General features: G+C 73.9%; 20 protein-coding genes, 1 pseudogene and 1 riboswitch. Of the genes and pseudogenes, 12 read left to right on the forward strand and 9 right to left on the reverse strand.

All coding sequences use genetic code 11. The features are described 5' to 3' along the window. Positions 1-25: 25 nt before the first annotated feature. A complete protein-coding gene (locus ACF061_RS20605; protein WP_392268340.1) occupies positions 26-2,215 on the forward strand; it encodes a 3-hydroxyacyl-CoA dehydrogenase NAD-binding domain-containing protein in 2,190 nt (729 codons plus the stop codon). A 9-nt stretch (positions 2,216-2,224) separates the two neighbouring features. Here ACF061_RS20605 and ACF061_RS20610 read toward each other — a convergent pair whose 3' ends face one another. Beyond that, complete coding sequence (locus ACF061_RS20610; RefSeq protein ID WP_392268341.1) at positions 2,225-2,971, reverse strand: MerR family transcriptional regulator; 747 nt, start codon at positions 2,969-2,971, stop codon at positions 2,225-2,227. A 219-nt stretch (positions 2,972-3,190) separates the two neighbouring features. Here ACF061_RS20610 and ACF061_RS20615 point away from each other — a divergent pair, with 219 nt between their 5' ends. Further along, the gene (locus tag ACF061_RS20615; RefSeq protein ID WP_392268342.1) at positions 3,191-4,651 is read left to right on the forward strand and encodes an amino acid permease; all 1,461 of its coding nucleotides are present in this window, start codon (positions 3,191-3,193) and stop codon (positions 4,649-4,651) included. Positions 4,652-5,392: 741 nt separating this feature from the next. On the opposite strand, the pseudogene ACF061_RS20620 reads toward ACF061_RS20615, so the two are convergent. Then, positions 5,393-5,617, reverse strand: a pseudogene (locus tag ACF061_RS20620) (sugar ABC transporter permease); the annotation flags it as partial. A 304-nt stretch (positions 5,618-5,921) separates the two neighbouring features. Between ACF061_RS20620 and ACF061_RS20625 the strand changes: the two are divergent. The 6 genes from ACF061_RS20625 to ACF061_RS20650 all read left to right on the forward strand — a co-directional run bounded on the left by ACF061_RS20625 (position 5,922) and on the right by ACF061_RS20650 (position 11,523). Next, the gene (locus ACF061_RS20625; protein ID WP_392268343.1) at positions 5,922-6,050 is read left to right on the forward strand and encodes a putative leader peptide; all 129 of its coding nucleotides are present in this window, start codon (positions 5,922-5,924) and stop codon (positions 6,048-6,050) included. 91 nt (positions 6,051-6,141) lie between these two features. Next, complete coding sequence (locus ACF061_RS20630; protein WP_392268344.1) at positions 6,142-7,026, forward strand: glutathione S-transferase C-terminal domain-containing protein; 885 nt, start codon at positions 6,142-6,144, stop codon at positions 7,024-7,026. Between the two features lie 66 nt (positions 7,027-7,092). Continuing rightward, positions 7,093-7,171: riboswitch (SAM riboswitch) on the forward strand. Between the two features lie 65 nt (positions 7,172-7,236). Next, positions 7,237-7,380 (forward strand): hypothetical protein, encoded by a 144-nt coding sequence (locus tag ACF061_RS20635; protein ID WP_392268345.1) that lies wholly within the window; start codon positions 7,237-7,239, stop codon positions 7,378-7,380. Between the two features lie 441 nt (positions 7,381-7,821). Continuing rightward, positions 7,822-9,027, forward strand: a complete 1,206-nt coding sequence (locus ACF061_RS20640) for an LLM class flavin-dependent oxidoreductase (protein ID WP_392268346.1) — start codon at positions 7,822-7,824, stop codon at positions 9,025-9,027. A gap of 19 nt (positions 9,028-9,046) precedes the next feature. Beyond that, positions 9,047-10,420 carry an NtaA/DmoA family FMN-dependent monooxygenase gene (locus ACF061_RS20645; protein WP_392268347.1) on the forward strand — a complete coding sequence of 458 codons (1,374 nt, stop codon included), beginning with the start codon at positions 9,047-9,049 and terminating at the stop codon, positions 10,418-10,420. Continuing rightward, positions 10,417-11,523, forward strand: coding sequence for an LLM class flavin-dependent oxidoreductase (locus tag ACF061_RS20650; protein ID WP_392268348.1), 1,107 nt, complete (start codon positions 10,417-10,419; stop codon positions 11,521-11,523). Before ACF061_RS20645 ends, ACF061_RS20650 begins: the two co-directional genes overlap by 4 nt. 158 nt (positions 11,524-11,681) lie before the next feature. On the opposite strand, the gene ACF061_RS20655 is transcribed toward ACF061_RS20650, so the two are convergent. After that, on the reverse strand, positions 11,682-14,246 hold the full coding sequence (locus ACF061_RS20655; protein ID WP_392268372.1) for a CHAT domain-containing protein: 2,565 nt from the start codon (positions 14,244-14,246) through the stop codon (positions 11,682-11,684). Positions 14,247-14,412: 166 nt separating this feature from the next. Here ACF061_RS20655 and ACF061_RS20660 point away from each other — a divergent pair, with 166 nt between their 5' ends. From ACF061_RS20660 to ACF061_RS20670, 3 genes are read left to right on the forward strand one after another with little or no spacing between them, the layout of a single operon-like run. Further along, the gene (locus ACF061_RS20660; protein ID WP_392268349.1) at positions 14,413-15,852 is read left to right on the forward strand and encodes a S8/S53 family peptidase; all 1,440 of its coding nucleotides are present in this window, start codon (positions 14,413-14,415) and stop codon (positions 15,850-15,852) included. Continuing rightward, complete coding sequence (locus ACF061_RS20665) at positions 15,849-16,487, forward strand: RNA polymerase sigma factor (protein ID WP_392268350.1); 639 nt, start codon at positions 15,849-15,851, stop codon at positions 16,485-16,487. Before ACF061_RS20660 ends, ACF061_RS20665 begins: the two co-directional genes overlap by 4 nt. Continuing rightward, positions 16,484-16,954, forward strand: a complete 471-nt coding sequence (locus tag ACF061_RS20670; protein ID WP_392268351.1) for a hypothetical protein — start codon at positions 16,484-16,486, stop codon at positions 16,952-16,954. Before ACF061_RS20665 ends, ACF061_RS20670 begins: the two co-directional genes overlap by 4 nt. A gap of 281 nt (positions 16,955-17,235) precedes the next feature. Here ACF061_RS20670 and ACF061_RS20675 read toward each other — a convergent pair whose 3' ends face one another. The 4 genes from ACF061_RS20675 to ACF061_RS20690 form a co-directional block, all read right to left on the reverse strand. After that, the gene (locus ACF061_RS20675) at positions 17,236-19,455 is read right to left on the reverse strand and encodes an NADP-dependent isocitrate dehydrogenase (RefSeq protein WP_392268352.1); all 2,220 of its coding nucleotides are present in this window, start codon (positions 19,453-19,455) and stop codon (positions 17,236-17,238) included. Positions 19,456-19,828: 373 nt separating this feature from the next. After that, positions 19,829-20,401 carry a DUF4186 family protein gene (locus tag ACF061_RS20680; RefSeq protein ID WP_392268353.1) on the reverse strand — a complete coding sequence of 191 codons (573 nt, stop codon included), beginning with the start codon at positions 20,399-20,401 and terminating at the stop codon, positions 19,829-19,831. 270 nt (positions 20,402-20,671) lie between these two features. Further along, on the reverse strand, positions 20,672-21,763 hold the full coding sequence (locus tag ACF061_RS20685; protein WP_392268354.1) for a mechanosensitive ion channel family protein: 1,092 nt from the start codon (positions 21,761-21,763) through the stop codon (positions 20,672-20,674). Positions 21,764-22,197: 434 nt separating this feature from the next. Beyond that, a complete protein-coding gene (locus ACF061_RS20690) occupies positions 22,198-22,962 on the reverse strand; it encodes a crotonase/enoyl-CoA hydratase family protein (RefSeq protein WP_392268355.1) in 765 nt (254 codons plus the stop codon). A 176-nt stretch (positions 22,963-23,138) separates the two neighbouring features. Between ACF061_RS20690 and ACF061_RS20695 the strand changes: the two genes are divergently transcribed. Beyond that, positions 23,139-25,016 (forward strand): ABC transporter ATP-binding protein, encoded by a 1,878-nt coding sequence (locus tag ACF061_RS20695; protein ID WP_392268373.1) that lies wholly within the window; start codon positions 23,139-23,141, stop codon positions 25,014-25,016. Positions 25,017-25,142: 126 nt separating this feature from the next. Here ACF061_RS20695 and ACF061_RS20700 read toward each other — a convergent pair whose 3' ends face one another. Beyond that, on the reverse strand, positions 25,143-25,430 hold the full coding sequence (locus ACF061_RS20700; RefSeq protein ID WP_392268356.1) for a YybH family protein: 288 nt from the start codon (positions 25,428-25,430) through the stop codon (positions 25,143-25,145). An 11-nt stretch (positions 25,431-25,441) separates the two neighbouring features. Then, a partial coding sequence (locus ACF061_RS20705) for a shikimate kinase (protein WP_392268357.1) occupies positions 25,442-25,883 on the reverse strand: 442 nt, incomplete at its 5' end.

Here is a 25,883-nt window from a genome sequence, read left to right on the forward strand (position 1 = left end):
ACAGACCTCAACGGAGACCCCTGACATGACCGAGAGCACCACCATCCGCTGGGAACAGGACGACACCGGTGTCGTCACCCTCGTCCTCGACGACCCCGATCAGTCCGCGAACACCATGAACCAGGCGTTCCGCGACTCCTTCACCGCGGTCACCGACCGCCTTCAGGCGCAGATCCAGGCCGACCCCGACTCCGTCCGCGGCATCATCCTCACCTCGGCCAAGAAGACCTTCTTCGCCGGCGGCGACCTGCGGGACCTGATCCAGGTCACCCCCGAAACCGCCCGCGAACTGTTCGACGGCGGCCTCGCCGTCAAGCGGGACATGCGGCGCCTGGAAACCCTCGGCAAGCCGCTCGTCGCCGCGATCAACGGCGCGGCCCTGGGCGGCGGCTACGAACTCGCCCTCGCCTGCCACCACCGGATCGCCCTCGACACCCCCGGCACGAAGATCGGCTGCCCCGAGGTGACCCTCGGCCTGCTCCCCGGAGGCGGCGGCGTCGTCCGCACCGTGCGGCTGCTGGGCATCGCCGACGCCCTGCTCAAGGTGCTGCTCCAGGGCACGCAGTACGACGCGCGCCGCGCCCGGGAGAACGGCCTCGTGCACGAGGTGGCCGGGACCCCGGAGGAGATGCTGGCCAAGGCCCGCGCCTTCATCGACGCCCACCCCGCCTCGCGGCAGCCCTGGGACGAGCCCGGTTACCGCATCCCGGGCGGCACCCCGGCCAGCCCCAGGTTCGCCGCCAACCTGCCGGCCTTCCCGGCCAATCTGCGCAAGCAGACGAACGGCGCGCCCTACCCGGCCCCGCGCAACATCCTCGCCGCCGCCGTCGAGGGAGCCCAGGTCGACTTCGAGACCGCCCAGGTCATCGAGGCCCGCTACTTCGTGGAGCTGGCCGCCGGGCAGACCTCGAAGAACATGATCCAGGCGTTCTTCTTCGACCTCCAGGCGGTCAACTCCGGCGCCAACCGCCCCAAGGGCGTCGAGCCCCGCCAGGTCCGCAGGGTCGCCGTCCTCGGCGCCGGGATGATGGGCGCCGGCATCGCCTACTCCTGCGCCCGCGCGGGCATCGACGTGGTCCTCAAGGACGTGTCCCTGGAAGCCGCCGTCAAGGGCAAGGGCTACTCCGAGAAGCTGTGCGCCAAGGCCGTGGCCCGGGGCCGCACCAGCCAGGAGAAGGCGGACGCGCTGCTCGCCCGCATCACGCCCACCGCCGACGCGGCCGACCTCGCGGGCTGCGACGCGGTGATCGAGGCGGTCTTCGAGGACCCGGCGCTCAAGCACAAGGTCTTCCAGGAGATCGAGCACGTCGTCGAGCCCGACGCGCTGCTGTGCTCCAACACCTCGACCCTGCCGATCACCGCGCTCGCCGAGGGCGTGGAGCGCCAGGGCGACTTCATCGGGCTGCACTTCTTCTCGCCCGTCGACAAGATGCCGCTGGTGGAGATCATCAAGGGCGAGCGCACCGGCGAGGAGGCGCTGGCCCGCGCCTTCGACCTGGTCCGGCAGATCAGGAAGACCCCGATCGTCGTCAACGACTCGCGCGGCTTCTTCACCTCCCGGGTCATCGGCCACTTCATCAACGAGGGCGTGGCCATGGTCGGCGAGGGCGTCGAACCCGCCTCGGTGGAGCAGGCGGCGGCCCAGGCGGGTTACCCGGCCAAGGTCCTGTCCCTGATGGACGAGCTGACCCTCACCCTGCCCCGCAAGATCCGTAACGAGTCCAGGCGGGCCGTGGAGGAAGCGGGCGGCACCTGGCCGGCGCACCCCGCCGAGGCGGTCGTCGACCGCATGGTCGACGAGTTCGGCCGCACGGGCCGCAGCGGCGGCGCCGGCTTCTACGACTACGGCGAGGACGGCAAGCGGGCCGGACTCTGGCCCGGCCTGCGCGAGCACTTCACCCGGCCCGGCCACGAGATCCCGTTCAGGGACATGCAGGAGCGGATGCTCTTCTCGGAGGCGCTCGACACCGTCAGGCTCCTGGAGGAGGGCGTCCTGACCTCGGTCGCCGACGCAAACATCGGCTCGATCTTCGGCATCGGCTTCCCCGGCTGGACCGGCGGCGTGCTCCAGTACGTCAACGGCTACGAGGGCGGCCTGCCCGGCTTCGTGGCCCGTGCGCGGGAACTCGCCGAGCGCTACGGCGAGCGGTTCACCCCGCCCGCCCTGCTGGTGGCGAAGGCGGAGCGCGGGGAGACCTTCACCGACGGCCGCTGAGGCGCGCGCTCACGCGGAGGGCGCGTCCCCGGGACCGGTGTCCGGGGACGCGCCCCGCGCACGGGCCGCGTCGACCCACTCGCGCAGCTCCTCCCTCAGCGACCGCTGGAAGGTGGTGAGCAGCGCCTCCACCACCAGCGGGCGCATGTCGGCCGAGAGCGACCGCACGTCCTCGGCGTCGCGCTCGGCGACCGCGTCGCGCAGCAGTCCCGACAGCTCATGGGCGGCGGCGCGCGCGTGTTCGATCAGCACCGTACGGGCCGCGAGGATCGTCTCCTGGGACAGCGGCACGTCCAGCAGCCGCACACCGAGCCGGAACAGCCCGGAGTCGACGCGGAAGGACTCGCCGTCCCGGGCCAGCACGTCCATCGCCGCCAGCCGGTCCACCTCCTCGTCGGTGAGCGGGCGGCCGGCCCGACGTCCCAGCTCGCGCCGGGACACCGTCTCCACGCTCTGAGGCGCCCAGGAGGCGACGACCGCGCGGTGCACCGCCAGGTCGTGCGGGCCGAGGTCGGGCGGGAGCTGCCGCAGGTGCCGCTCGATCGCGGCGAGCGTCATGCCCTGGTGCTGCATCTCCTCGATCAGGGCCAGCCGGGCCAGGTGGTCCCTGCCGTAGCGGCCCACCCGGCGCGGACCGATCACGGGCGGGGGCAGCAGACCCCGGCTGCCGTAGAAGCGGACCGTGCGCACCGTGACGCCGGCCCGCGCGGCGAGCTCGTCGATCGTGAGGGCCGGCTCCCCGGTGTCCGTCGTCATGTTCAGCAGTATCGCTGTTACACCGTCACTGTGAAAGCCAGTGCCCGATCTGCGCAGGTCGTGTGAGAAGTTCCGCTCTGTGACATCGGCCATCGCATGAAAGTGATCGCAGGGGGAAGCTGGTTTCCTGGTCTGTACCGCGTCCATGGGTGGTGCGGGCCGGAACCGTACGGACCCCCGGGCCCATCCCGCCCGGGACACCAGAGAGTGGAACCACCCTTGACCAAGGACGTGCACACGGCACCAGTCGTCGACCATCCCCAGGCGACCGGTACGCCCGCCGACGCGGGCGACGCCGGGTACAGCAAGGACCTCAAGCACCGCCACGTCAACATGATCGCCATCGGCGGCGCGATCGGCACCGGCCTCTTCCTGGGCGCCGGCGGCCGTCTGCACTCGGCGGGCCCGGCGCTGGCGCTGGCCTACCTGGTGTGCGGAGTCTTCGCGTTCTTCGTCGTCCGCGCCCTGGGAGAGCTGGTCCTCTACCGGCCCTCGTCCGGGTCCTTCGTGTCGTACGCGCGCGAGTTCCTCGGCGAGAAGGGCGCCTACGTCGCCGGCTGGATGTACTTCCTGAACTGGTCGACGACCGGCATCGCCGACATCACGGCCATCGCGCTCTACACGCACTACTGGAGCTTCTTCACACCCATCCCGCAGTGGGTGCTGGCCCTGATCGCCCTCGCCGTGGTGCTCACCGTGAACCTGATCTCGGTGAAGATCTTCGGCGAGATGGAGTTCTGGTTCGCCATCGTCAAGGTGGCCACCCTGGTCGCCTTCATGCTGATCGGCATCTTCCTGCTGGCCACGCAGCACCAGGTGGACGGTCAGACGCCCGGCCTGAGCGTGATCAACGACCACGGCGGACTGCTGCCGCACGGAGCGATGCCGGTCGTCCTCGTCATGCAGGGCGTGATCTTCGCCTACGCCGCGCTGGAGCTGGTCGGCGTCGCCGCCGGCGAGACCGCCGAGCCGGAGAAGGTCGTCCCGCGCGCGGTGAACTCGATCATGTGGCGGGTCGCCCTCTTCTACGTCGGCTCGGTCGTCCTGCTGGCGCTGCTGCTGCCGGGCTCGGTCTACTCGGGCGACGAGAGCCCGTTCGTCACCGTCCTGTCGAAGATCGGCGTCCCGGCCGCCGGCGACGTCATGAACCTCGTGGTGCTGACCGCCGCCATGTCGTCGCTGAACTCCGGCCTCTACTCCACCGGCCGCATCCTGCGCTCCATGGCGATGGCCGGCTCCGCGCCCAAGTTCACCCGTGTCATGAGCCGCAGCCAGGTGCCCTACGGCGGCATCCTGCTGACCTGCGCGGTCTGCGTGCTCGGCGTCGGACTGAACTACCTGGTGCCCAGCCAGGCCTTCGAGATCGTGCTGAACGTCGCCTCGCTCGGCATCGTCAGCACCTGGGTGATCATCATGGTCTGCCACCTGGTCTTCGTCCGCCGGGCCAAGGCGGGCCTGGTCACCCGGCCGCACTTCCGCCTCCCGGGCAGCCCGGTCACCGAGATCGCCACCATCGCCTTCCTGCTGGCCTGCCTCGGCCTGATGTGGAACGACCCGGAGGTGGGCCGCAGGACCCTCTTCCTGATCCCCCTGGTCGCGGTCCTGCTGGTGGGCGGCTGGTTCGGCGTCCGCCGCCGCGTCACCGAGCAGGCGCAGCACCCCTCGCGGCTCACGAAGTAGCCGCCCGGAGCCACTGTCGGTGGCAGCCCCCCGCGGTGGGGGGGGGGGGGGGGGGGGGGGGGGGGGGGGGGGGGCCCCCCCCCCCCCCCCCCCCCCGGCCCGGCCGGAAGACGCCCCACCGGTGCGGTCGCCGCCGCCGCCGAGGAAGCCGCTCCCGGCCGCCGGGCACGGCGGCGGAACCGTGGAACACCCTGGGCCATCGACCGCCGGCTACCGGCTACCGGCTACCGGCTACCGGCTACCGGCCACCGGCCGGTCGTCGACCACCGCCCACTGGAGACTGTCGGCCGCCGGTCATTCGCCGACCGCCGACCGCCCGCCATCGGCCGACTGCCGACCGCTCACCGCCGCACCGGAGATCGGCCGGTCATCGACCACCGCCCACTGCCGGCCACTGCCCACTGCCGGCCACCGGTCATCGGCCGACCACCGGCCGTCGACCGCCCACCACCGCCCACTGGCGACCGCGGAACGCCCCGCCCCGGCATCACTGCCGACGCCGACGAGGGGGACCGGGTGGTGCCGGTTCGCCCCCCGGCGTCCGCGGCGCCGTCACTTGGTCGCCCCCTGGCTGGACCCGTCGTAGATGGAGCGCTGGGGCAAGAGGAAGACCAGCAGGGTCGGCAGGATGACCAGGACGGCTCCCGCCGAGATGTCCTCCCAGTGCGCCCCGGAGGGGCCCTTGAAGCGGAACAGCGCCCTGGAGATCGTGCCCTGTCCTTCGAGGGCATGTAGAGGAAGCTCGTAGAGCTCGCCGGGAACGGACTGGATCGCGCCGAGGAACAGCACGAGGTTGAGCCCGGTGGAGCGCCACACCGAGAACCCGGCCCGGGCGGTGTTGGCCGACCGCGGGTCGCCGAGCCAGGCGTGGTCGCCGCCGGACCCGAAGAGGGACAGCACCGGGTCGAGGGTGCCGCCGTCCTGGACGAAGTACAGGAACACGAAGCCGAACGCGACCCCGTTGACGGTACGGCCGCGCGGGGCGCGGGCCTCGCCGCCGTGCCGGGGCCGGCCGCGAGCCGGCGGTCGGTGGTCGGAGGCCGGCGGAGTCGCTGCGGTGCGGCTCGGCCGGGGCGCCCGCTGCGGTGCCGTGCGGTCGGGGGGTCGCCCGGTGCCGTGCGGTCGGCGGTCGGGGGCTCGAAGTGTGCCTTCCGGCGCGGCTCCGGCGTGGGTGGCCGCACTCCCGGGTGCTTTGGTGCTCCTCCTCTTGACTGCGGGTCCGGGCGGCATGACACTCCAGTAGGGAATCCTAGTGAACAGGTAGGGATACATGGGGCGCCTTGAGCCGGTCGCCGGCCGTCCGAGCCGTAGCCGCACGCCTGGGCCCTCGCCCCTCCTCACCTCCCGCCGGCACATCGACCTGCTGCGCGTCTGCAGCGCCATCGGTCCCAAGGGCTGAGCCGGGGCCACCGGTCCGCCCCGGCCGCCACGGTTTCGTCATCGCCTCAGCGGCGCGTGCGTCCGTGCGCGCCCTTCACCCGGGGAGACCCATGTCCGTCACACCGTCGGCCGCCCGCCCCGCCACCCGGTCCGCGCCCGCCTTCCGGGGCCGGATCGGCCGGGACCCGCGCAGCGGCCACTACGCCGTGCCGCGCCGCTACCGCCTCCACCTGTCCACCGCCTGTCCGCGGGGACTGGCCATCGCCGTGACCCACGGCCTGCTCGGCATCGGCGAGGAGTGTCCGGTGACCCTCCTGCCGGCCGTACCGGACTGTCCGGGCGGCGGCCACGCGGCACTGCGCCCGCTGTACGAGGCGAGCGCCCACCACCACCCGGGACCGGCCCTCGCGCCGGTGCTCAGCGACGACTGGTCCGGGCGGATCGTCAGCACCCACGCCCCCGACATCATGCGCGACCTGGACGGCCGCTTCGGCGACGGCCGGGCCGCGCTGTACCCGCACCACGCCGAGGCGGAGATCGAGGCCGTCGAACGGCTCTGCGACCAGGGCGTCGAGGAGGCGGCGCAACGTGCAGGCCGGGCCGACGCCGGACCGGCCGAGCGCGCCGAGGCACTGGAGGAGCTGCTGGGCGCACTGGGCACCCTGGACCGCCGGCTGACCGGCCGGGACCATCTCGTGGGCGACCGGCTGACCGCCGCCGACGTGGTGCTGTGGACGGCGCTGGTCCAGCTCGACATCGTGCACCGGCACCACCTCGACGCCCGTGCCGTGCAACGCGTCGCCGACCACCCGGCCCTGTGGGCGCACGCCCGCCGTCTCACCGCCCACCCGGCCTTCGGCACCCGCCTCGACCTCGACGGCATCGCCCGCCGCCACCACGCCCGCTGCCGTGGGCTGGAAGCCGCGGGTTCGGCCGTCCAGATCCTGGACTGGGCCGCCCACGCCGACACCGCCCGCCGTGCGCACCGGCCCTGACCCGTTCCACCTGCTGGACCGGGCGTTGACTTCCGACCGGACGACTGACTTACTTACCGCCACGACGGTCATGAGCGTCTGCGACAGGCCCCGGCCCGCCGGCCGGCGACCCCCGCGCCGCGGTGGGGCGCCCCGGGCGACGGCCGGGCCGGGCGGCGTCTCGCCGAGCGCGAGGGCCCCACGGGGCCGGAACGGTGACAGGTGACGGACATGCGCGCAGCTTCCCGGACGGCCCCGCGCCGCCCGCAGGACTGCGTCCCGCCGGCCGCCCAACTCCTCGTCGCCGACCGCGCCGTCGACCTGCTCCGGGTCAGCAGCGCCCTGTGTACGGCCGCCGGCCGCGGCCGGGGCTGACGACTCACCACAGCCGCCGGCTTCCCCGCGAACACCGCTGAAGCGGTGCGCCGTCGTCCGGCCCGCCCCAGGTCCCGCGCGTCCTCCGCGCACCGGCCGACCCGCCGGAGCGCCACCGGCCCCGTCGAGTGGCCGCGGCAGCCGTGCCGTGGCGGTGCCGGGGCGCCCGGCGCCGCGGAGTTCCCCGCATCGAGCGAGCCCCGGGGCCGCCCGGAGCCCTCGGCGCCACCGAGGGGACCACGTCGGGGAGCTTGCGGCAGACCTCGGTGAAGACCGCGGGGAGGCCCCCCGAAGCCGAAGCCGAAGCCGAAGCCGAAGCCGACGCCGACGCCGTCGGTGCCGGACCGGCCCGCCCCGGCCGCCGCTCGACGGCACCCGGGCCCGCCGCTCGACGGCGCCCGACCCCGTTCCCGTACGGACCCGAAGGAAGGCAACCCACCCGTGTCCCCGAACCCTTCCGCGCCCCTGCACCTCGCCGTGGCCCTCGACGGCACCGGCTGGCACCCCGCCTCCTGGCGGGAGCCGGTGTCCCGGCCCCGCGAACTGTTCACCGCCCGGTACTGGGCCGAGCTCGTCGCCGAGGCCGAGCGCGGCCTGCTCGACTTCGTGACCTTCGAGGACGGCCTAGGCCCGCAGTCCTCGCACTTCCTCGACCCCGACGAGCGCACCGACCAGGTACGCGGCCGCCTCGACGCCGTCCTGACCGCGGCCCGGGTCGCCCCGCTCACCCGGCACATAGGCCTCGTGCCGACCGTCGTCGCCACCCACACCGAGCCGTTCCACATCTCCAAGGCGATCGCCACCCTCGACCACGTCAGCCACGGCCGAGCCGGAGTGCGCGTGCGGATCAGCGCCCGCCCGAACGAGGCGGGACACTTCGGCCGCCGCACCGTCCCGCGCATCGAGGGCTACGACAGCCCCGCCGCGCAGGACGTGCTGAGCGACCTGTTCGACGAGGCCGCCGACCACGTGGAGGTCGTCCGGCGGCTGTGGGACAGCTGGGAGGACGACGCCGAGATCCGGGACGTGGCCACGGGCCGTTTCGTGGACCGCGACAAGCTGCACTACATCGACTTCGAGGGCCGGCACTTCAGCGTCCGGGGCCCCTCCATCACACCCCGGCCGCCGCAGGGCCAGCCGGTGGTCACCGCCCTCGCCCACCAGACCCTGCCGTACCGGCTCGTGGCCCGGCAGGCCGACATCGGGTACGTCACCCCGCGGGACGCCGACGAGGCCCGCGCGATCGTCGCCGAGATACGTGCCGAGCAGGAGGCGGCCGGCCGGGCCGGCGAACCGCTGCACGTCTTCGCAGACCTCGCGGTCTTCCTCGACGACGACCCGTCCGCCGCGGCCGCCCGCCGGGAACGTCTCGACGACCTCGCCGGCGAGCCGTACACCGGCGATGCCCGCGTGTTCACCGGGACCGCGACACAACTCGCCGATCTGCTGGAGGAGTTGTCGTCCGCCGGGCTGAGCGGATTCCGGTTGCGGCCGGCCGTGGCAGGCCACGACCTGCCGGCGATCACCCGGAACCTGGTGCCCGAACTCCAGCGCCGGGGCGTCTTCCGCCGCGCCTACGAGGCCGGCACCCTGCGCGGACTGCTGGGACTGGCCCGCCCCGCGAACCGCTACGCCGCCACCGTCTGAGCCGGAGGAACCCACGACCATGAGTAAGCCGCTGAAGCAGATCCACCTGGCCGCGCACTTCCCCGGCGTCAACAACACCACCGTGTGGAGCGATCCGGCCGCGGGCAGCCACATCGAGTTCGACTCCTTCACCCACTTCGCGCGCACCGCCGAACGCGCCAGGTTCGACTTCCTGTTCCTCGCCGAGGGGCTGCGCCTGCGCGAACAGGGCGGGAAGATATACGACCTGGACGTCGTCGGCCGCCCCGACACCTTCACCGTCCTGGCCGCGCTGGCCGCCGTCACCGATCGCATCGGCCTGACCGGCACGATCAACTCCACCTTCAACGAGCCCTACGAGGTGGCCCGGCAGTTCGCGAGCCTCGACCACCTCTCCGGCGGCCGTTCCGCGTGGAACGTCGTCACCTCCTGGGACGCCTTCACCGGTGAGAACTTCCGGCGCGGCGGCTTCCTCCCGCAGGCCGAACGCTACTCGCGCGCCAAGGAGTTCCTGGCCACCGCGAACGAACTGTTCGACTCCTGGCGGGAGGACGAGATCGTCGCGGATCCGGCCACCGGCGCCTTCCTGCGCGACGCGAGCGCCGGCGCGTTCGTCCACCGGGGCAAGCACTTCGACATCCACGGCCGGTTCGACGTCCCGCGCTCGCCGCAGGGCCGCCCGGTGATCTTCCAGGCCGGCGACTCCGAGGAGGGCCGGGAGTTCGCCGCCGCGGGCGCCGACGCCATCTTCAGCCGGTACGCCACCTGGGAAGAGGGCCGGTCCTTCTACGCGGACGTCAAGTCACGCCTGGCCAGGTACGGCCGCCGCCCGGACCAGCTGCTCATCCTGCCCGCCGCCACCTTCGTGCTCGGCGACACCGACGCCGAGGCCGGGGAACTCGCCCGCGAGGTGCGCCGACAGCAGGTCAGCGGCGCCACCGCGATCAAGCACCTGGAGTTCGTCTGGAACCGGGACCTGTCCGCGTACGATCCGGACGGCCCGCTGCCCGACATCGACCCGGACACCGGCGAGGACCACATCGCGCGGGGCCGCGCCCAGGTGCGGATGTACCGGGACCCGCTGACCACGGCCCGTGAGTGGCGCGAACTCGCGGCCGCCAAGGGCTGGTCGATCCGCGACCTGGTCATCAACACCGGCAACCGGCAGACCTTCGTCGGTTCGCCGGCGACCGTCGCCCGGACCATCGACGAGTTCGTCCAGGGGGACGTCGCCGACGGCTTCATCCTGGTCCCGCACATCACCCCCGGCGGCCTCGACCCGTTCGCCGACAAGGTGGTCCCGCTCCTCCAGGAACAGGGTGTCTTCCGCGCCGACTACGCGGGCACGACCCTGCGCGACCACCTCGGCCTCGCCCACCCGGACCAGGCGCGCGACGAGCGGGCGGCGTCGTGAGGTTCCTCGCCGTCACCCTGATCGCGCACCGCCCGGACCCGGAGACCGGCGTGCGCGTGACGCCCCGGGAACGCTTCCGGGAAGTCCTCGACAGCGCGCTGCTCGCCGAGGAACTGGGCTTCGACGGATTCGGAGTGGGGGAGCGGCACGAGCGGCCGTTCCTCTCCTCCTCGCCCACGGTGGTGCTCAGCCACATCGCCGCGATCACCCGGCGCATCCGGCTGTTCACCGCCGTCACCACACTGAGCCTGCTGGACCCGGTCCGCGCCTACGAGGACTACGCGACGCTGGACCACCTCTCCGACGGCCGGCTCGACCTCATCATCGGCAAGGGCAACGGCACCGCCCAGCGCGAGCTCTTCCACGTCACGCCCGAGGAGCAGTGGGACCGCAACGCCGAGGGCTACGAGGTGTTCCGGCGGATCTGGCGACAGGACAAGGTGACCGCCGACACCCGCTTCCGGCCGCCGCTGAAGGACGCGGAGGTGTGGCCGCGTCCCTACCAGCAGCCCGTCCGGATCTGGCACGGCAGCGCGACCAGCAAGGAGAGCGTCGACCTGGCCGCCCGCCACGGCGACCCGCTGTTCTCCGCGAACGTCACCCACCCGATCGAGCCGTACGCAGAGCTGATCCGGTACTACCGCGAGCGGTGGGAGCACCACGGCCACGATCCGGCCGGCATCGCCGTGGGCGCCGGCTCGGCGGGCCTCCAGGTGGCCCGCACCTCACAGGAGGCGCTGGACGCGTACCGGCCGGTCTTCGAGAGCAACCTGGCGTTCCAGCGGAAGGCCGGCCTGCCCGTCGTCTTCGAGACGCCGGAGGACTTCGCCGAGCGCAGCTCGGCGCTGATCGGCAGTCCGCAGCAGGTGATCGAGAAGGTGCACCGCTACCACGAACGGTTCGGACACACGGTGCTGCACCTGCCCGCGGACGCCGGCGGAGGGACCGCCACCCGGCACCGGGACTCTCTGGAGCTGTTCCAGAGCGAGGTCGCGCCCGTGCTGCGCGAGGAGATCCCCGACCCGCCCTTCGCCTGGCGGCCGGTGCTCGCCCCGGACACGCCGGAGCCCGGGGGCGAGCACCGCCCCGGACCCGAGGCCTGAAGCGCAGCGGGCGACGCACCGTTCGCCCGGTCGTGCCGCCCGGCACCCCCGGGCGACGCGGCCGGTCCGTCCGGAGCCCGCTCCCACGTCCCGTCCGCCCGTTTGCCCGGCCCGGTCCGCCCGGTTCCGGTGGACGGGCGGCCGGTGCGAGGGCGTCCTCAGGCCGCGCCGAACGCCGAGAACGCCCAGCCGGTGGCCCGGTGCGTCGCGTCGTCCGGCAGCGCGGCCCGCGCGTCGCGCAGCGCCTCGGCGAGCGACAGCCCGGCGGCGATCCCCTGGTGCAGGGCCAGCATGAGGGGCACCACCGCCTCGTCGTTCACCGGCGCGCTGCACGCCACCACCCCGGCCGTGCCCAGCGGCAGCAACGCCGTGACCAGGCCGAGCAGTTCATCGGCGCCGACCGACGCGAACCGGGCGGTGTCGCAGCAGGACAGGATGATCCGGTAGGGGCTGCGGCGCAGGCCCTCGAAGTCGTGCACGATGAGCGGACCGTCCGCCATCGTCAGCGCCGAGAACAGGGGGCTGTCCGCGCGGAAGGTGCCGTGGGCGGCGATGTGCGCCAGCGCCGCCCCGTCCAGCTCCCGCAGCACCCGCGACACGTGCGCCGCGGCCCCCTCCAGGAGCACCGGGGCGCCGTACCGGCCGGCCAGCTCCGGCACCTCCGCGCCACCGGAGGCCAGACCGGGACCGCGCACCAGCACCGGCCGGCCGGCCGGCGGCGGCGCGGTCTCCCGGGCGCGCAGCCAGCTGCTCGCCGACGGCGACACGCTCAGCACCCGGTCTCGCAGCGACGGCAGCAGCGCCCACGGCACCCGGTGCAGCGAGCCCGGCGGCACCACCACGACCGGCCCGGACCCCAGGTGCCGGACGGCCGGACCGAGCAGCAGCTCCTCCAGACGCCGGCCCGCCGCCTCCACCAGCGGCAACCGGGCCGCCGCCCCCGGGTGCGCCAGCCGCCGCAGCCCCGCCTGGACGTGCTCGGCCTCGAGCACCGCGTCGGCGAGCCGTCCGGCCTCGAAGCGCCTGACCCGGCCCTGGGCGCACAGCAGCACGTGCACCCGGCCGTCCAGCACGGCCAGCTCGACCAGCAGCCCGTCCCCGAGCCGTTCCAGCAGCCGGCCGGGCTCGAACCGGGCGCCGCCGCCGGGGGCCGCACCGCGCAGGCGCAGGGTGCGGGAGCGGATCTCCCGCTCCAGGCGGCGCTGTTCGCGCTCCAGCGCCGGCACCGGATGCCCCTCCTGCCGGGCCTCCTCCGCGCGGGCGGCGATCTCCCGGAACGCCGTCAGACCGCTGAGCAGCGCCGGGTCGGCGGGCGGCCGGGTGGACGGCGCGGACAGCACGGTGGCCCGCCAGCGCTCGCTCCACACCAGCAGCCGCCGCGGCTCACCGGAGGCGAGAGCGGCCTCCTGCGCCAGCGCGGCCAGCTCGGCCCCCTGCGCGCTCGCCCGGGCGCGCAACTCCGAGGCGCCCAGCGTCATCCGGTGGTCGTCGAGCACGTCGAGCCCGCGCCGGCACGCTTCCAGCACCCCCCGGCCCGAGCCGGCCGCCCGCGCCCGCAGCGCCTGCGCGGCCCAGCCGGTCACCCGGGCCAGCGGCGGCCCGCCGTGCCGGCTGCGCGCGGCGACGGCCAGATGCCGCTCCGCCTCCACCGGCCGGCCCAGGGCGAGCGCGATCCGGCCGGCCAGCAACGACGCCTCGGGCGCGGCCGGCGAGCCGAAGGCCGCCAGCCGCCCGGCCACCGCGGCGGCGTCCGCCACCAGACGGCCGGACCGGAGCCCGGTGGCGACCCGGGCCTCGATCAGCACCAGCCGGGCGTGCGTCGCCCACCAGGCACGCCGCTGACCGGCGAACAGCCGCACCGCCACCGCCGCCCGCTCGGTCGCCGTGTCCGGGTCGTCCGCCAGCCGCGCCGCGCGGGCCGCGGCCAGCAGCAGTTCCGCCTTGCGGGTGGACTGGCCGCCCAGCCGGTCGAGCTCCGCGATCGCCGCGTCCGCCTCGGCCAGCGCCTCCGGGGCGAGCCCGGCCGCCATCAGGACCTCGCAGCGCCGGATGTTCAGCATGAACGTCGGCGTGCCCAGCTTGGCGTACCTCTCCTCGGCCTCGTCCAGCAGCCGCAGCGCCACCGGGATGTCACCCCGCCGGAAGGCCGCCAGGCCCCGGCTCTCCACGGCGTCGGCCTTGTCGTGCTCCTGGTCCGTGGTGTCCCACAGCGCCTCGGCCGCCGTGAAGTCGGCGTCCGCCCGCTCCACCGCGCCCAGCGCCAGGTGCACGGTGGCCCGCAGGGTCAGCGCCCGGGCCGTCCAGATCACGTCGTCCGCCTGCCGCAGCACCGGCACGGCGCGGCGTACGTCCTCCAGCGCCTCACGATGCCGGCCCAGCACCCACCAGACGTACGCCCTGCGGTACAGCACCCGGGCCCGGGTGTGCCCCGTGCCGCGCGCGACGCCCCGCTCGAACGCCGCCAGTCCGTGCCGGGTCCGCCCCGCGTGCACCAGCGCCACCCCGAGCGTGGCCAGCACGTCGGCCTCCCGCTCGGCCGAGTCCGCCCGCGCCGCCAGGTCCCGGGCCCGCCGCAGGTGCCGCAGGGCCAGCCGCATGTCACCGAAGTCCCGCTGCCAGATGCCGATCACCTGGTGCGCCACGGAACCGTGCAACGGCGCCGGGCCGGCTTCGAGCAGCCCACGGGCCCGGGCCAGCGCCTCGCCGGGGGCGGCGAACACCATCGGCAGCAGGTCGAGAACCGATTCGCTGCTTCCCGCTGTCACGCCTCGGATGGTAGTGGCCCCGCGGAACGCGGTCACACCCGTCGACGCCGCACCGGCCGGCGCTGTATCAATCGACCCGGCGCCGCATCTGACTGACGACCACCGTCCCGACGGGAGGACCGCCATGGCCCCACAGCGTTTCCAGGAGCAGTACCGGCAGATCCAGCGCTCGATGCCCGACGTCCCGCTGGCGATGGGCCCGGACGACGCGGCCGAGTTCCTCTACGAGAAGGGAGTCGTCCTCGCCCGCGACGGCGAGGAGGCCCGGCTGGTCGAGGACACCGTCCGCACGCACTTCACCCGGACGACCGGACTGACCGCCGACCGGGTGCGCCGGGCGAGCCCGGAGAACAACCGAACCGGCATCACCCGGATCCAGGTCGGCGACCCCGGGCACGGCGACCACACCGGCGACCACGCCGTCGCGAACGCGCTGCGCGCCCTGCGCACGCACGAGGGACGGGCCGGCCGGCGGCTGGTCAGCCGCAACCACGTGGTGTCGATCGCCTCGGTCAACGCCTGCCCCGGCGACGAGCCGGTGCCCGCCCCGCTCGCCCAGGGCACCAACCCGGCCCCCGAGCGGACCGCTTACGACCCGGACACCGCCGTCGGCGTCCTCGTCATCGACACCGGCCTCATGAGCGACCACCGTGCGCTCGCGCTGCTCGCCCACGTCCAGGGCGACGCCCAGGCCAGGGAGACCGACGACCGGGGCGTCCTCCAGCAGTACGTCGGCCACGGCACGTTCATCGCCGGACTCGTCGCCGCCGTCGCCCCCAACACCGACATCACGGTGCGCGGCACCCTCAACGACGCCGGCGCCATCCTGGAGTCCGACTTCGGGCACAAGCTCTTCGAAGCGGTCGACGCCGGCGGCTGGCCGGACATCATCAGCCTCTCGGCCGGCACCTCCAACGGCCGCACCGACGGCCTGCTCGGCGTCGACGCCTTCATGCGGGAACTGCGGTCCCGGGGCACCCTGCTCGTGGCCGCCGCCGGCAACAACGCCAGCGCCACCCCGTTCTGGCCCGCCGCCTACGCCGACCTGCCCGCCTACGCCGACTCCGTGCTGTCCGTCGGCGCGCTGCGCGGCGACGGGGAGCACGGCGCCTGCTTCAGCAACCACGGCGGCTGGGTCAAGGCGTACGCGCCGGGGGAACGCCTCACCAGCGTCCTCACCGGCTTCGAGACCCCGGTGCCCTACGTCTACCAGCACTCCACCTTCGACGCCTGCCGGTTCGGATTCGGCTATGCCTGCACCTGCCAGTACCCGCGCCACAGCGGGGTGTTGACCGAGGGCGAGGACAGCGGATCGGCCAAGGCGGACCAGGTGATGTTCGAGGGGTACGCCCAGTGGAGCGGGACCTCCTTCGCCACCCCCGTGGCCGCCGCCATGGTCGCCGCCCACATGACGGCGCACAAGGAGCGGGACGCGCGCGCGGCCCGTCGCCGGCTCCTGGAGTCCAACACCGAGTACGCGGAGGTGCGCGGGGCGCACGTGCCCGCGCTGCGCCCGCCGACTTGGCGCCCGGTGCCCGTCGCACGACTCGATCCTCCGGCATGAGGAGCGGAACCGTCCCCTCCACGGCGTACGATTGCTTGCCGTACACGAGGGGTGAGTCGGTGGATCGTGCAGATGTCGGCGTGCTCGTCCAATCCGCTGTCGACGGCGACGCGGCTGCCTGGAAGGCGCTGGTGGAGGGGCTCAGCCCGCTGGTGTGGTCGGTCGTGCGCGCGCACCGGCTCTCCGACGCCGACGGACACGAGGTGTACCAGACCGTGTGGTTCCGCTTCGCCCAGCACCTCGGGCGGATCCGGGAACCCGACAAGGCGGGCTCGTGGCTGGCGAGCACCGCGCGCAACGAGTGCCTGAAGACGCTGCGGGGCCTGAGCCGGCTGACGGTGACGAACGACCCGCGGCTGCTCGACCGGATCAGCGAGGAGAGCACCCCGGAGCAGTCGGTGCTGGACTTGGAGGAGGCCGCCGCGCAGAGCGAGCGGGTCCGCAGACTGTGGCAGGAGTTCGAGGAACTCGGCGACCGCTGCCGCCAGTTGCTGCGGGTGCTGATCGCCTCGCCGCCGCCCAGCTACCAGGAGGTCTCGGCCGCGCTGGGCGTGGCCGTGGGCAGCATCGGACCACTGCGCCAGCGCTGTCTGAGGCGGCTGCGCGCACGACTCGACGCACGGGGGACACAGTGAACGAGCACAGCGGCGGCAACGACAGTGCCGACGGGTTCGACGAGGCACTGCTGGAGGAGGAGCTGCGACAGGCGGCCGCCGTACTGGACCCGGTACCGGTCGAGTTGCGCCAACTGGCCCTGGACGCCTACGCGCTGCACGACCTCGACGCCCGCGTCGCCGACCTGACCTTCGACTCCCTGCTCGACGCCATCCCGGTCAGGGGCGCCTCGGACGTCCCGCGGATGCTCACCTTCCAGGCGGGCGGGCTGACCATCGACGTGGAGGTCACCGGGGACGGCCTGATGGGCCAGTTGATACCGCCACGGCCGGCCCGGATCGAGGTGCTGCACGGCCCCCGCCCGGGAGCCCGGCTCACCGCCGACGACCTCGGCCGCTTCACCGGTGAGGCCCCGCCCGCCGGCCCGTTCGCGCTGCGGCTGCGCACCGGCGGGGACACGGTGGTCACCGAATGGCTGCGGGCGTGAGCACGCCCGAGCCGCTCACCGGGTGACGGGGAGGGCCCGCGGACCGCGGATCGTCGTCCGGCGGCGCCGGGCGACCTCGATCCGGGCCGGTGTCCGCCCTCACCGCCCCCGCCCTCACCAGCCCGTCCCGCGCTCGTCGCGCCCCAGTGCTCCACGCGCCGGGTCCCGGGCCGGGCACCGGGAGCCCGGCGCCGCCCCCGTGCTACGGCTCCGCCCCGGCCGGCGCGGTGCCGGCCGGGGCGGAGTGGTGCGGGCCCGTCAGGCCCGGGGAGTCACCGGGGTCAGCTCAGGGAGGCGAGCGTCTCGTTCCAGGTGGCCGACGGACGCATGACCTCGGCGGCCTTGGCCGGGTCGGGCTGGTAGTAGCCGCCGATGTCGGCCGGCTTGCCCTGGGCGGCGATCAGCTCGTCGACGATCTGCCGCTCGTTGGCGGCGAGCGTCTCGGCGAGCGGCGCGAAGGCCTTGGCCAGGTCGGCGTCGTCGGTCTGCCGGGCCAGCTCCTGCGCCCAGTACAGGGACAGGTAGAAGTGGCTGCCGCGGTTGTCGATGCCGCCGACCCGGCGGGTCGGGGACTTGTCCTCGTCGAGGAAGGTCGCCGTGGCCCGGTCGAGGGTGTCGGCCAGGACCTTGGCGCGGGCGTTGCCCGTGGCCTCGGCGTACTGCTCGAAGGACGGCACCAGGGCGAAGAACTCGCCCAGGGAGTCCCAGCGCAGGTAGTTCTCCTTGACGAGCTGCTGCACGTGCTTGGGCGCGGAGCCGCCGGCGCCGGTCTCGAACAGGCCGCCGCCCGCCATCAGCGGGACGACCGACAGCATCTTGGCGCTGGTGCCCAGCTCCAGGATCGGGAAGAGGTCGGTCAGGTAGTCGCGGAGCACGTTGCCGGTGACGGAGATGGTGTTCTCACCGCGGCGGATGCGCTCCACCGACAGCTTGGTGGCCTCCACCGGGGACAGGATCCTGATGTCCAGGCCCTCGGTGTCGTGCTCCGGCAGGTACTGCTCGACCTTGGCGATCAGGTTGGCGTCGTGGGCGCGGGTGGCGTCCAGCCAGAAGACGGCCGGGTCGCCGGTGGCGCGGGCACGGGTGACGGCCAGCTTCACCCAGTCCCTGATCGGGGCGTCCTTGGTCTGGCAGGCGCGGAAGATGTCGCCGGCCGAGACGGTCTGCTCGAGCACGACGTCGCCGGCCTGGTCGACGAGGCGGACCGTGCCGGTGACCGGGATCTCGAAGGTCTTGTCGTGGCTGCCGTACTCCTCGGCCTTCTGCGCCATCAGACCGACGTTCGGGACCGAGCCCATGGTCGACGGGTCGTAGGCGCCGTTGGCGCGGCAGTCGTCGAGGACGGCCTGGTAGACGCCCGCGTAGGAGGAGTCCGGCAGGACCGCGAGGGTGTCGTGCTCCTGGCCGTCCGGGCCCCACATGTGGCCGGAGGTGCGGATCATGGCCGGCATGGAGGCGTCGACGATCACGTCGGAGGGCACGTGCAGGTTGGTGATGCCCTTGTCGGAGTCGACCATGGCCAGCTCGGGGCCCTCGGCGAGCTCGGCGTCGAAGGAGGCCTTGATCTCGGCGCCCTCCGGCAGGCTGTCCAGGCCCTTGAAGATGCCGCCCAGACCGTCGTTCGGGGTCAGGCCGGCCGCGGCGAACGTCTCGCCGTACTTCGCGAAGGTCTTCGGGAAGAAGGCACGCAGCACGTGACCGAAGACGATCGGGTCGGAGACCTTCATCATCGTGGCCTTCAGGTGCACCGAGAACAGCACGCCCTCCGCCTTGGCGCGGGCGACCTGCGCGGTGAGGAACTCGCGCAGCGCGGCGACCCGCATCACCGAGGCGTCGACGACCTCGCCGGCCAGGACCGGGACCGACTCGCGCAGCACGGTGGTGGAGCCGTCGTCGCCCTTCAGCTCGATGCGCAGCGCGCCGTCCTCGGCGATGACGACGGACTTCTCGGTGGAGCGGAAGTCGTCGACGCCCATGGTGGCCACGTTCGTCTTGGACTCGGCGGTCCAGGCGCCCATGCGGTGCGGGTGGGTCTTGGCGTAGTTCTTCACCGAGGCGGGGGCGCGGCGGTCGGAGTTGCCCTCACGCAGCACCGGGTTCACCGCGGAGCCCTTGACCTTGTCGTAGCGGGCGCGGATCTCGCGCTCCTCGTCGGTCTTCGGGTCGTCCGGGTAGTCCGGCAGCGCGTAGCCCTGGCCCTGGAGCTCGGCGACCGCGGCCTTGAGCTGCGGGATGGACGCCGAGATGTTCGGCAGCTTGATGATGTTGGCCTCGGGCGTCTTGGCCAGCTCACCGAGCTCGGACAGCGCGTCGGGGATCCGCTGGTCCTCGGTCAGGTACTCCGGGAACACGGCGATGATGCGTCCCGCCAGCGAGATGTCACGGGTCTCCACAGTCACACCCGCCTGCGAGGCGTACGCCCGCACCACCGGCAGGAAGGAATACGTCGCCAGGGCCGGGGCCTCGTCAGTGTGTGTGTAGATGATGGTCGAGTCAGTCACCGGGTGCTCCGCTCCACGTCCACGTCTGCAACATTGCTCGACATCAAGATATCTCGTGATCGGCCCCGGCTCGACAGGGGTCCGTCACGGGTCTCGCCCGACGGCCGGAACGGGCCGGTGCGGCCGGGTGGGCCGGGCCTTCGGGCAGGCCGGCCGGACGGGGCGGGTCGGCCGGGGGAGGCCGGTGGACTGGGGGCCGGTGGACTGGAGGGTGCGGGTCGACCGAGCCGAGCCGAGCCGGGCCGGGGGTGGAACGGACGGGGAGGGTTGACCGAGGCGGTGGAGCGGGCGGGGCCGGTGGCCCGGGTGAGGCCCGGTCGGGCGGACGGGGCCGGTGGAGCGGGTGTCGCGGCTCGTGCGGATGCGCACCCGTTCACCCGTCCGCCACCTCCCGCTCGATCCAGCGGCAGATCACCTCCACCACATAGGCCCGCTCGGCGCGGCTCAGCTCTCGTCCCTTGGGTATCCCGTGCCAGCGCAGGAGGCAGCCGCGGCAGCAGGTCGCGGTCGCGTGCTGGGCGACGAAGACCGGGTGGCCCCGGTAGGGCGTCTGCTTGCCGTCCTTGTGCGGCGCGGCCGGCGCCAGCCGCTTGGCGATGAGGTCGCGCGCGTGCCACCGCAGGGTGGCCGGGCCGCTCAGCTCGGCGGTGACCCGGTCGCGGCCGCGCAGGTGGAACTTGGCCCGGAACGGATGCCGGGCGATCGTGTCCAGCCGCGCGTCGAGCGACCGGGGCGCGGGGACGGGGCCGGTCGCCGGTCCGGGCGCCTGACCGGCGACGGGCCCGTCCGCCGGGTCGGCCGTCGGCTCGGGCTCCGGACCGGTCGTCGGCTCGGGCGCCGGGCCCGTCGCCCGCTCGTCCGCCGGACCGGGCACTCGCTCGTCCGCCGGACCGGGCACCCGGCCGCGCGCTGGTTCGGGCATCGGTGCGTCGGGGGAAGGAATCATGCTGTCTCGAGCATATGACCCCGATGCGGCGGCACCGGGGTGGCGGGGCGCCGAACCCGTTCCCGGGCGGCCGCGGAGCCCGGTCCCGCCTGGCGACGCCACTTCGCGCGCCGTCCCCGCGAACCTCCCCTCCGACCCGCCCCGGCTGTCCGGCGCGCCCCCGGGATCCGGCTCCGTGTCCGCCCCGGCCGCCCGGCGACCCCGGATTCCGTCTCCCTGTCACGCCTCCGCTGTCCGGCGCCCCGGAATCCGGCTCCGTGTCCGCCGCCGCTATCCGGCGACACCGGAACCCGACTCCGCGTCCGCGCCGCTGCGCTGCTGCGGTATCACCGCGGTGCCCTGGTGCAACGCGACCGTGCGGGTCGGCGCGGGGATGGCGATGCCCTCCTCGCGGTAGCGCCGGTGCAGGCGCTTGATGAACTCGTGTTTGATCCGGTACTGGTCGCTGAACTCGCCGACGCCCAGGATGACGGTGAAGTCGATCCGCGAGTCGCCGAAGGTGTGGAACCGGATGGCGGGCTCGTGCTCCGGCAGGGCGCCGGTGATCTCGTGCATCACCTCGGCGACCACCTCCAGCGTCACCCGCTCGACGTGCTCCAGATCGCTGTCGTAGCCGACGCCCACCTGGACCAGGATCGTCAGCCGCTGCTCGGGCCGGGTGAAGTTGGTCATGTTCGTCTTGGCGAGCTGCCCGTTGGGGATCACGACCAGGTTGTTGGAGAGCTGGCGGACCGTCGTCTGGCGCCAGTTGATGTCCTCGACGTAGCCCTCCTCGCCCGTGCTCAGCCGGATGTAGTCACCGGGCTGGACGGTCTTGGAGGCGAGGATGTGCACGCCGGCGAAGAGGTTGGCCAGGGTGTCCTGCAGGGCGAGGGCGACCGCGAGACCACCCACGCCCAGGGCGGTGAGCAGCGGGGCTATGGAGATGCCCAGGGTCTGCAGCACGACCAGGAAGCCGATCGCCAGCACCAGGATGCGGGTGATGTTGACGAAGATCGTGGCCGAACCGGCGACCCCGGAGCGGGACTGCGTCACCGTCCGCACCAGACCGGCGATCACCCGGGCCGCCGAGAGGGTGACCACGAAGATGATCCAGACGGTAAGGATCTGGTTGACGTGGTGCTGCACCGGCCGGGTCAGCGGCAGCATCGCCGCGCCGGCCGCCGCGCCGCCCGCGATCGCCGCCCACGGCACCACCGTGCGCAGCGCGTCCACGATCACGTCGTCGCCGCTCCACTTGGTCCGCTTGGCGTGCTTGGCCAGCCAGAGCAGCAGCGTGCGGGACAGGAACGCGCCCGCCAGTCCCGCGGCCAGGGCGACGCCGGCGAGGATGAGGTCGTCCAGGGTCACGGCGCGGTTCACCGGCCACCTCCGGGGAGACGGTCTGCGGCGCACGGGGCCGCCGAAGGCCGGATGTGGGATTGCGTCACGTTGTCACCTGCTCGGTTCCGGGATGTGCGAGCGCGCCGGCCGGCCCCGGGGCCCCTGCCTGCGCAGTCGCTCATCCTGCCGCATCCAGCAGGGCGGTTCGTACCGTTACCGGCCCGGAGGCGGGCCGCCCGGACGCCCCCTCGACCGCCGTGCCCGGCACCGGCCCGGCGGCACGGCCGGCCGCGTCCGGCGCCGCACCCAGCACACCGCCCCGGACCTGGAGCGCCTCCCGCACCGCCTCGGCCCGCGCCGCGTCGTCCTGGCCCGCGCCCACTGCGCGCGGCGCGGCCCGCTCGCCACCGCCTCCGGGGCGACGCCGGGCGCCCGGCGCCCTGGGCGCGCCGTTCCCGCCGCCGCGCGGCGGCTCACCCCTCCGTGAACGAGCCGTGCCGCCCCGCCCCCGCAGCGAACCGGGCGGCGCCCTCCGTACCGGCGGACAGCACGCCGATGCCGTGCCGGAGTTCGCCCCGCATCGCCGCCTCCTCCTCCAGGCCCTCCTGGTCGAGCACCGAGGCCCGGTCGGAGCGCAGGCACTCCTGCGGGAACCGGCCGATCTCCGCGGCCAGCCGCTCCGCCTCGGCGCGGGCCCGCCCGGCGGCGACGACCCGGCTCACCAGCCCGATCCCGTACGCCTCCCGGGCCGGGACCGGACGGCCGGTGAGGATCATGTCCAGGGCGCGGCCGGTGCCGATCAGCCGGGGCAGCCGGACCGTGCCGCCGTCGATCAGCGGCACGCCCCAGCGGCGGCAGAACACCCCGAACACGGCGTCCTCCTCCGCCACCCGCAGATCGCACCACAGCGCGAGCTCCAGACCGCCGGCCACCGCGTGCCCCGCGACCGCCGCGACGACCGGCTTCGACAGCCGCATGCGGGTCGGCCCCATCGGCCCGTCGCCGTCCTCGGCGACCCGGTTGCCGCGCTCGGTGCCGATCGCCTTCAGGTCCGCCCCCGCGCAGAACGTGCCGCCCTCGCCCCACAACACCGCCACCCTGGCCTCGTCGTCGTCCTCGAACTCGCGGAAGGCGCGGACGAGTTCGGCGGCGGTCGGCCCGTCCACCGCGTTGCGGGCGGCCGGCCGGGACAGGACGACCGTGGTGACGTACCCCTGACGCTCGACGCGTACCGGCATGGGCGGCGACTCCTCCTGCTCCGCGGGACGGGAACGGCAGGTTACTCCTTGGTCGCACCGCGCCAAGGGGCGTCCGAGCCGCCGGGAAGCGCTTTTCGGTACCCGTCCCGCGCCCCCTGACGCCCCCCACCATTGACCTCAACCTTGCTCAAGGTCCTAGGTTCTCTCCCATGAGCATGGAGACCACGGCGTGGACGCAGTTGCACAGCGTCATGACCGCCCAGCAGGAACGCCGCCCCTTCGCCCGGGCGACGCTGCGCCGCATCGGCGCGTTCGCCCGTCCGCACCGTAGCCGTATCGCACAGTTCGTCGCGCTCGGGGTGGCCACCGCGCTGCTCGCCGTGGCGACCCCGGTACTCGCCGGCCGGGTCGTCGACACGATCGTCTCGCACGGCGACCGGGGCACCGTCGTACGCCTGGCCCTGCTGATCGCCGCGATCGCGGTGGCCGAGGCCGCGCTCGGCATCCTCGGCAGACGCCTGTCGGCGACGCTCGGCGAAGGGCTCATCCTCGACCTGCGGACGGCGGTCTTCGACCATGTGCAGCGCATGCCGGTCGCCTTCTTCACCCGCACCCGCACCGGAGCGCTGGTCTCCCGGCTCAACAACGACGTCATCGGCGCCCAGCGGGCCTTCAGCAACACCCTGTCCGGAGTGGTGAGCAACGTCGTCACGCTGCTGCTCACGCTCGCCGTCATGCTCACGCTGTCCTGGCAGATCACCCTGCTCGCACTGGTGCTGCTGCCGGTGTTCGTGCTGCCGGCCCGGCGGATGGGCAGCAGGATGGCCCGGATGCAGCGCGAGGCGGCCACGCTCAACGCGGCGATGGGCACCCGGATGACCGAGCGGTTCTCCGCCCCCGGCGCCACCCTGGTCAAGCTCTTCGGCCGCCCCGAGGAGGAGTCCGCGGAGTTCGCGGCCCGCGCCCGCCAGGTCCGGGACATCGGCATCCGTACGGCCACCGCGCAGTCGGCGTTCATCACCGCGCTGACCCTGGTGTCCTCCCTGGCGCTCGCCCTGGTCTACGGGCTCGGCGGCTTCTTCGCCCTGCGCGGCAGCCTGGAACCGGGCGCCGTCGTCTCGCTCGCGCTGCTGCTGACCCGGCTCTACGCACCGCTCACCGCGCTCGCCGGGGCACGCGTGGAGGTGATGAGCGCCCTGGTCAGCTTCGAAAGGGTCTTCGAGGTGCTCGACCTCAGGCCGCTGATCGAGGAGAAGCCGGACGCCCGTGAGGTCCCGGACGGCCCGGTCGCGGTCGAGTTCGACGACGTGCGCTTCGGCTACCCGTCCGCCGACAAGGTCTCCCTCGCCTCGCTGGAGGAGGTCGCGAGCCTGGACACCCGGGGCGGCGCCGAGGTCCTGCACGGCGTCTCCTTCCGCGCCGAACCGGGCCAGACCGTCGCGCTGGTCGGGTCCTCCGGCGCCGGCAAGTCGACCATCGCCCAACTCCTGCCGCGGCTGTACGACACCGACGAGGGCGCCGTACGCGTCGGCGGCGTCGACGTGCGCGACCTGAGCGCGGCCACCCTGCGCGCCACCCTCGGCATGGTCACCCAGGACGGCCACCTCTTCCACGACTCGGTGCGCGCCAACCTGCTGCTGGCCCGCCCCACGGCCGACGACGACGAACTGTGGGACGCCCTGCGCCGGGCCCGCCTCGACGACCTCGTCCACGCCCTGCCCGACGGCCTCGACACGGTCGTCGGCGAGCGCGGCTACCGGCTGTCCGGCGGTGAACGGCAGCGCATGACCATCGCCCGGCTGCTGCTGGCCCGCCAGCGGGTCGTCATCCTCGACGAGGCCACCGCCCACCTCGACAACACCTCGGAGGCCGCCGTCCAGGAGGCGCTCGCCGAGGCCCTGGCCGACCGTACGGCGGTCGTGATCGCCCACCGGCTGTCCACGGTCCGCGCCGCCGACCTCATCCTGGTCGTCGAGGCGGGCACGATCGTCGAACGCGGCACCCATGACGAACTCCTGGCGGCCGGCGGCCGGTACGCGGAGCTGTACCGCACCCAGTTCGAACAGCAACCGGACACGGCGGGCGCCGTGTGACGCCGTGGAGCGCACCGGGCCGGCCCTCCAGCGGCCGGCCCGGGGGCCCGATCGTCGCGGGACGGGGCTCATGGCGTCCTCCACGGACGTCCTCCGCGCACGCGGCGACCCGGCGCGGGGCGGCGGTCAGGGCTCGAGGTCGACCACTCCCTTGCCGCTCAGGACGTCGAGCGGCACCGAGACCTGGTCGTGCACGCCCAGCCAGGCGCCGTCGGTCCTCCGCAGGCAGTACGTGACCCTGACCCACATGCCGTTCGCCGCCGTCCCGTCCCGGAGCGTGCCGCCGAGACGAGCGAACGCGTGTCCGAAGGCGATGTCGTCGCCCACGGTGAGCGTCAGGTCGCGCACCTCGTACGTCACGCTCCCGAAGGATGTGAACACGGGCGCCCAGTTCCCGAGTTTCGCCTCGATCACCGGGGCGCGGCTCAGCCCGCGCCGGGCGGGCCGAGTCCCCGCCCGCGTTCCTCCAGCGGTCGCAGAGCCCGCAGGACGGCAGCGGCGACCTCCTCGGGGGTCCGGCCGTCCACCGCCACCACGCAGGTCGCGACCTCCTCGTACAGCGGGCGGCGGGCCCGGGCCAGCGCGGACCAGCGCGCACCCGGGTCGCCCGCCAGCAGGGGCCGTGTCCGGTCGCCCGCGACGCGCTGGACGGCCTCCTCGACGTCCATCGACAGGTGGACCACGGGCAGTCCGGCGAGCAGGGCCCGGGTGCCGGCGTCGAGGACGGCGCCGCCGCCGAGCGCGAGGACACCCTCGTGCCCGGCGAGCGCCGCCCGCACCGCCTGCTTCTCCAGGGCCCGGAAGGCGCTCTCACCGTCGTCGACGAAGATCTCCGCGATGCTGCGGCCCTGCCCGGCGACGATGTCG

Source organism: Streptomyces sp. NPDC015220, from assembly GCF_043079345.1.
Classification (GTDB): Bacteria; Actinomycetota; Actinomycetes; order Streptomycetales; family Streptomycetaceae; genus Streptomyces.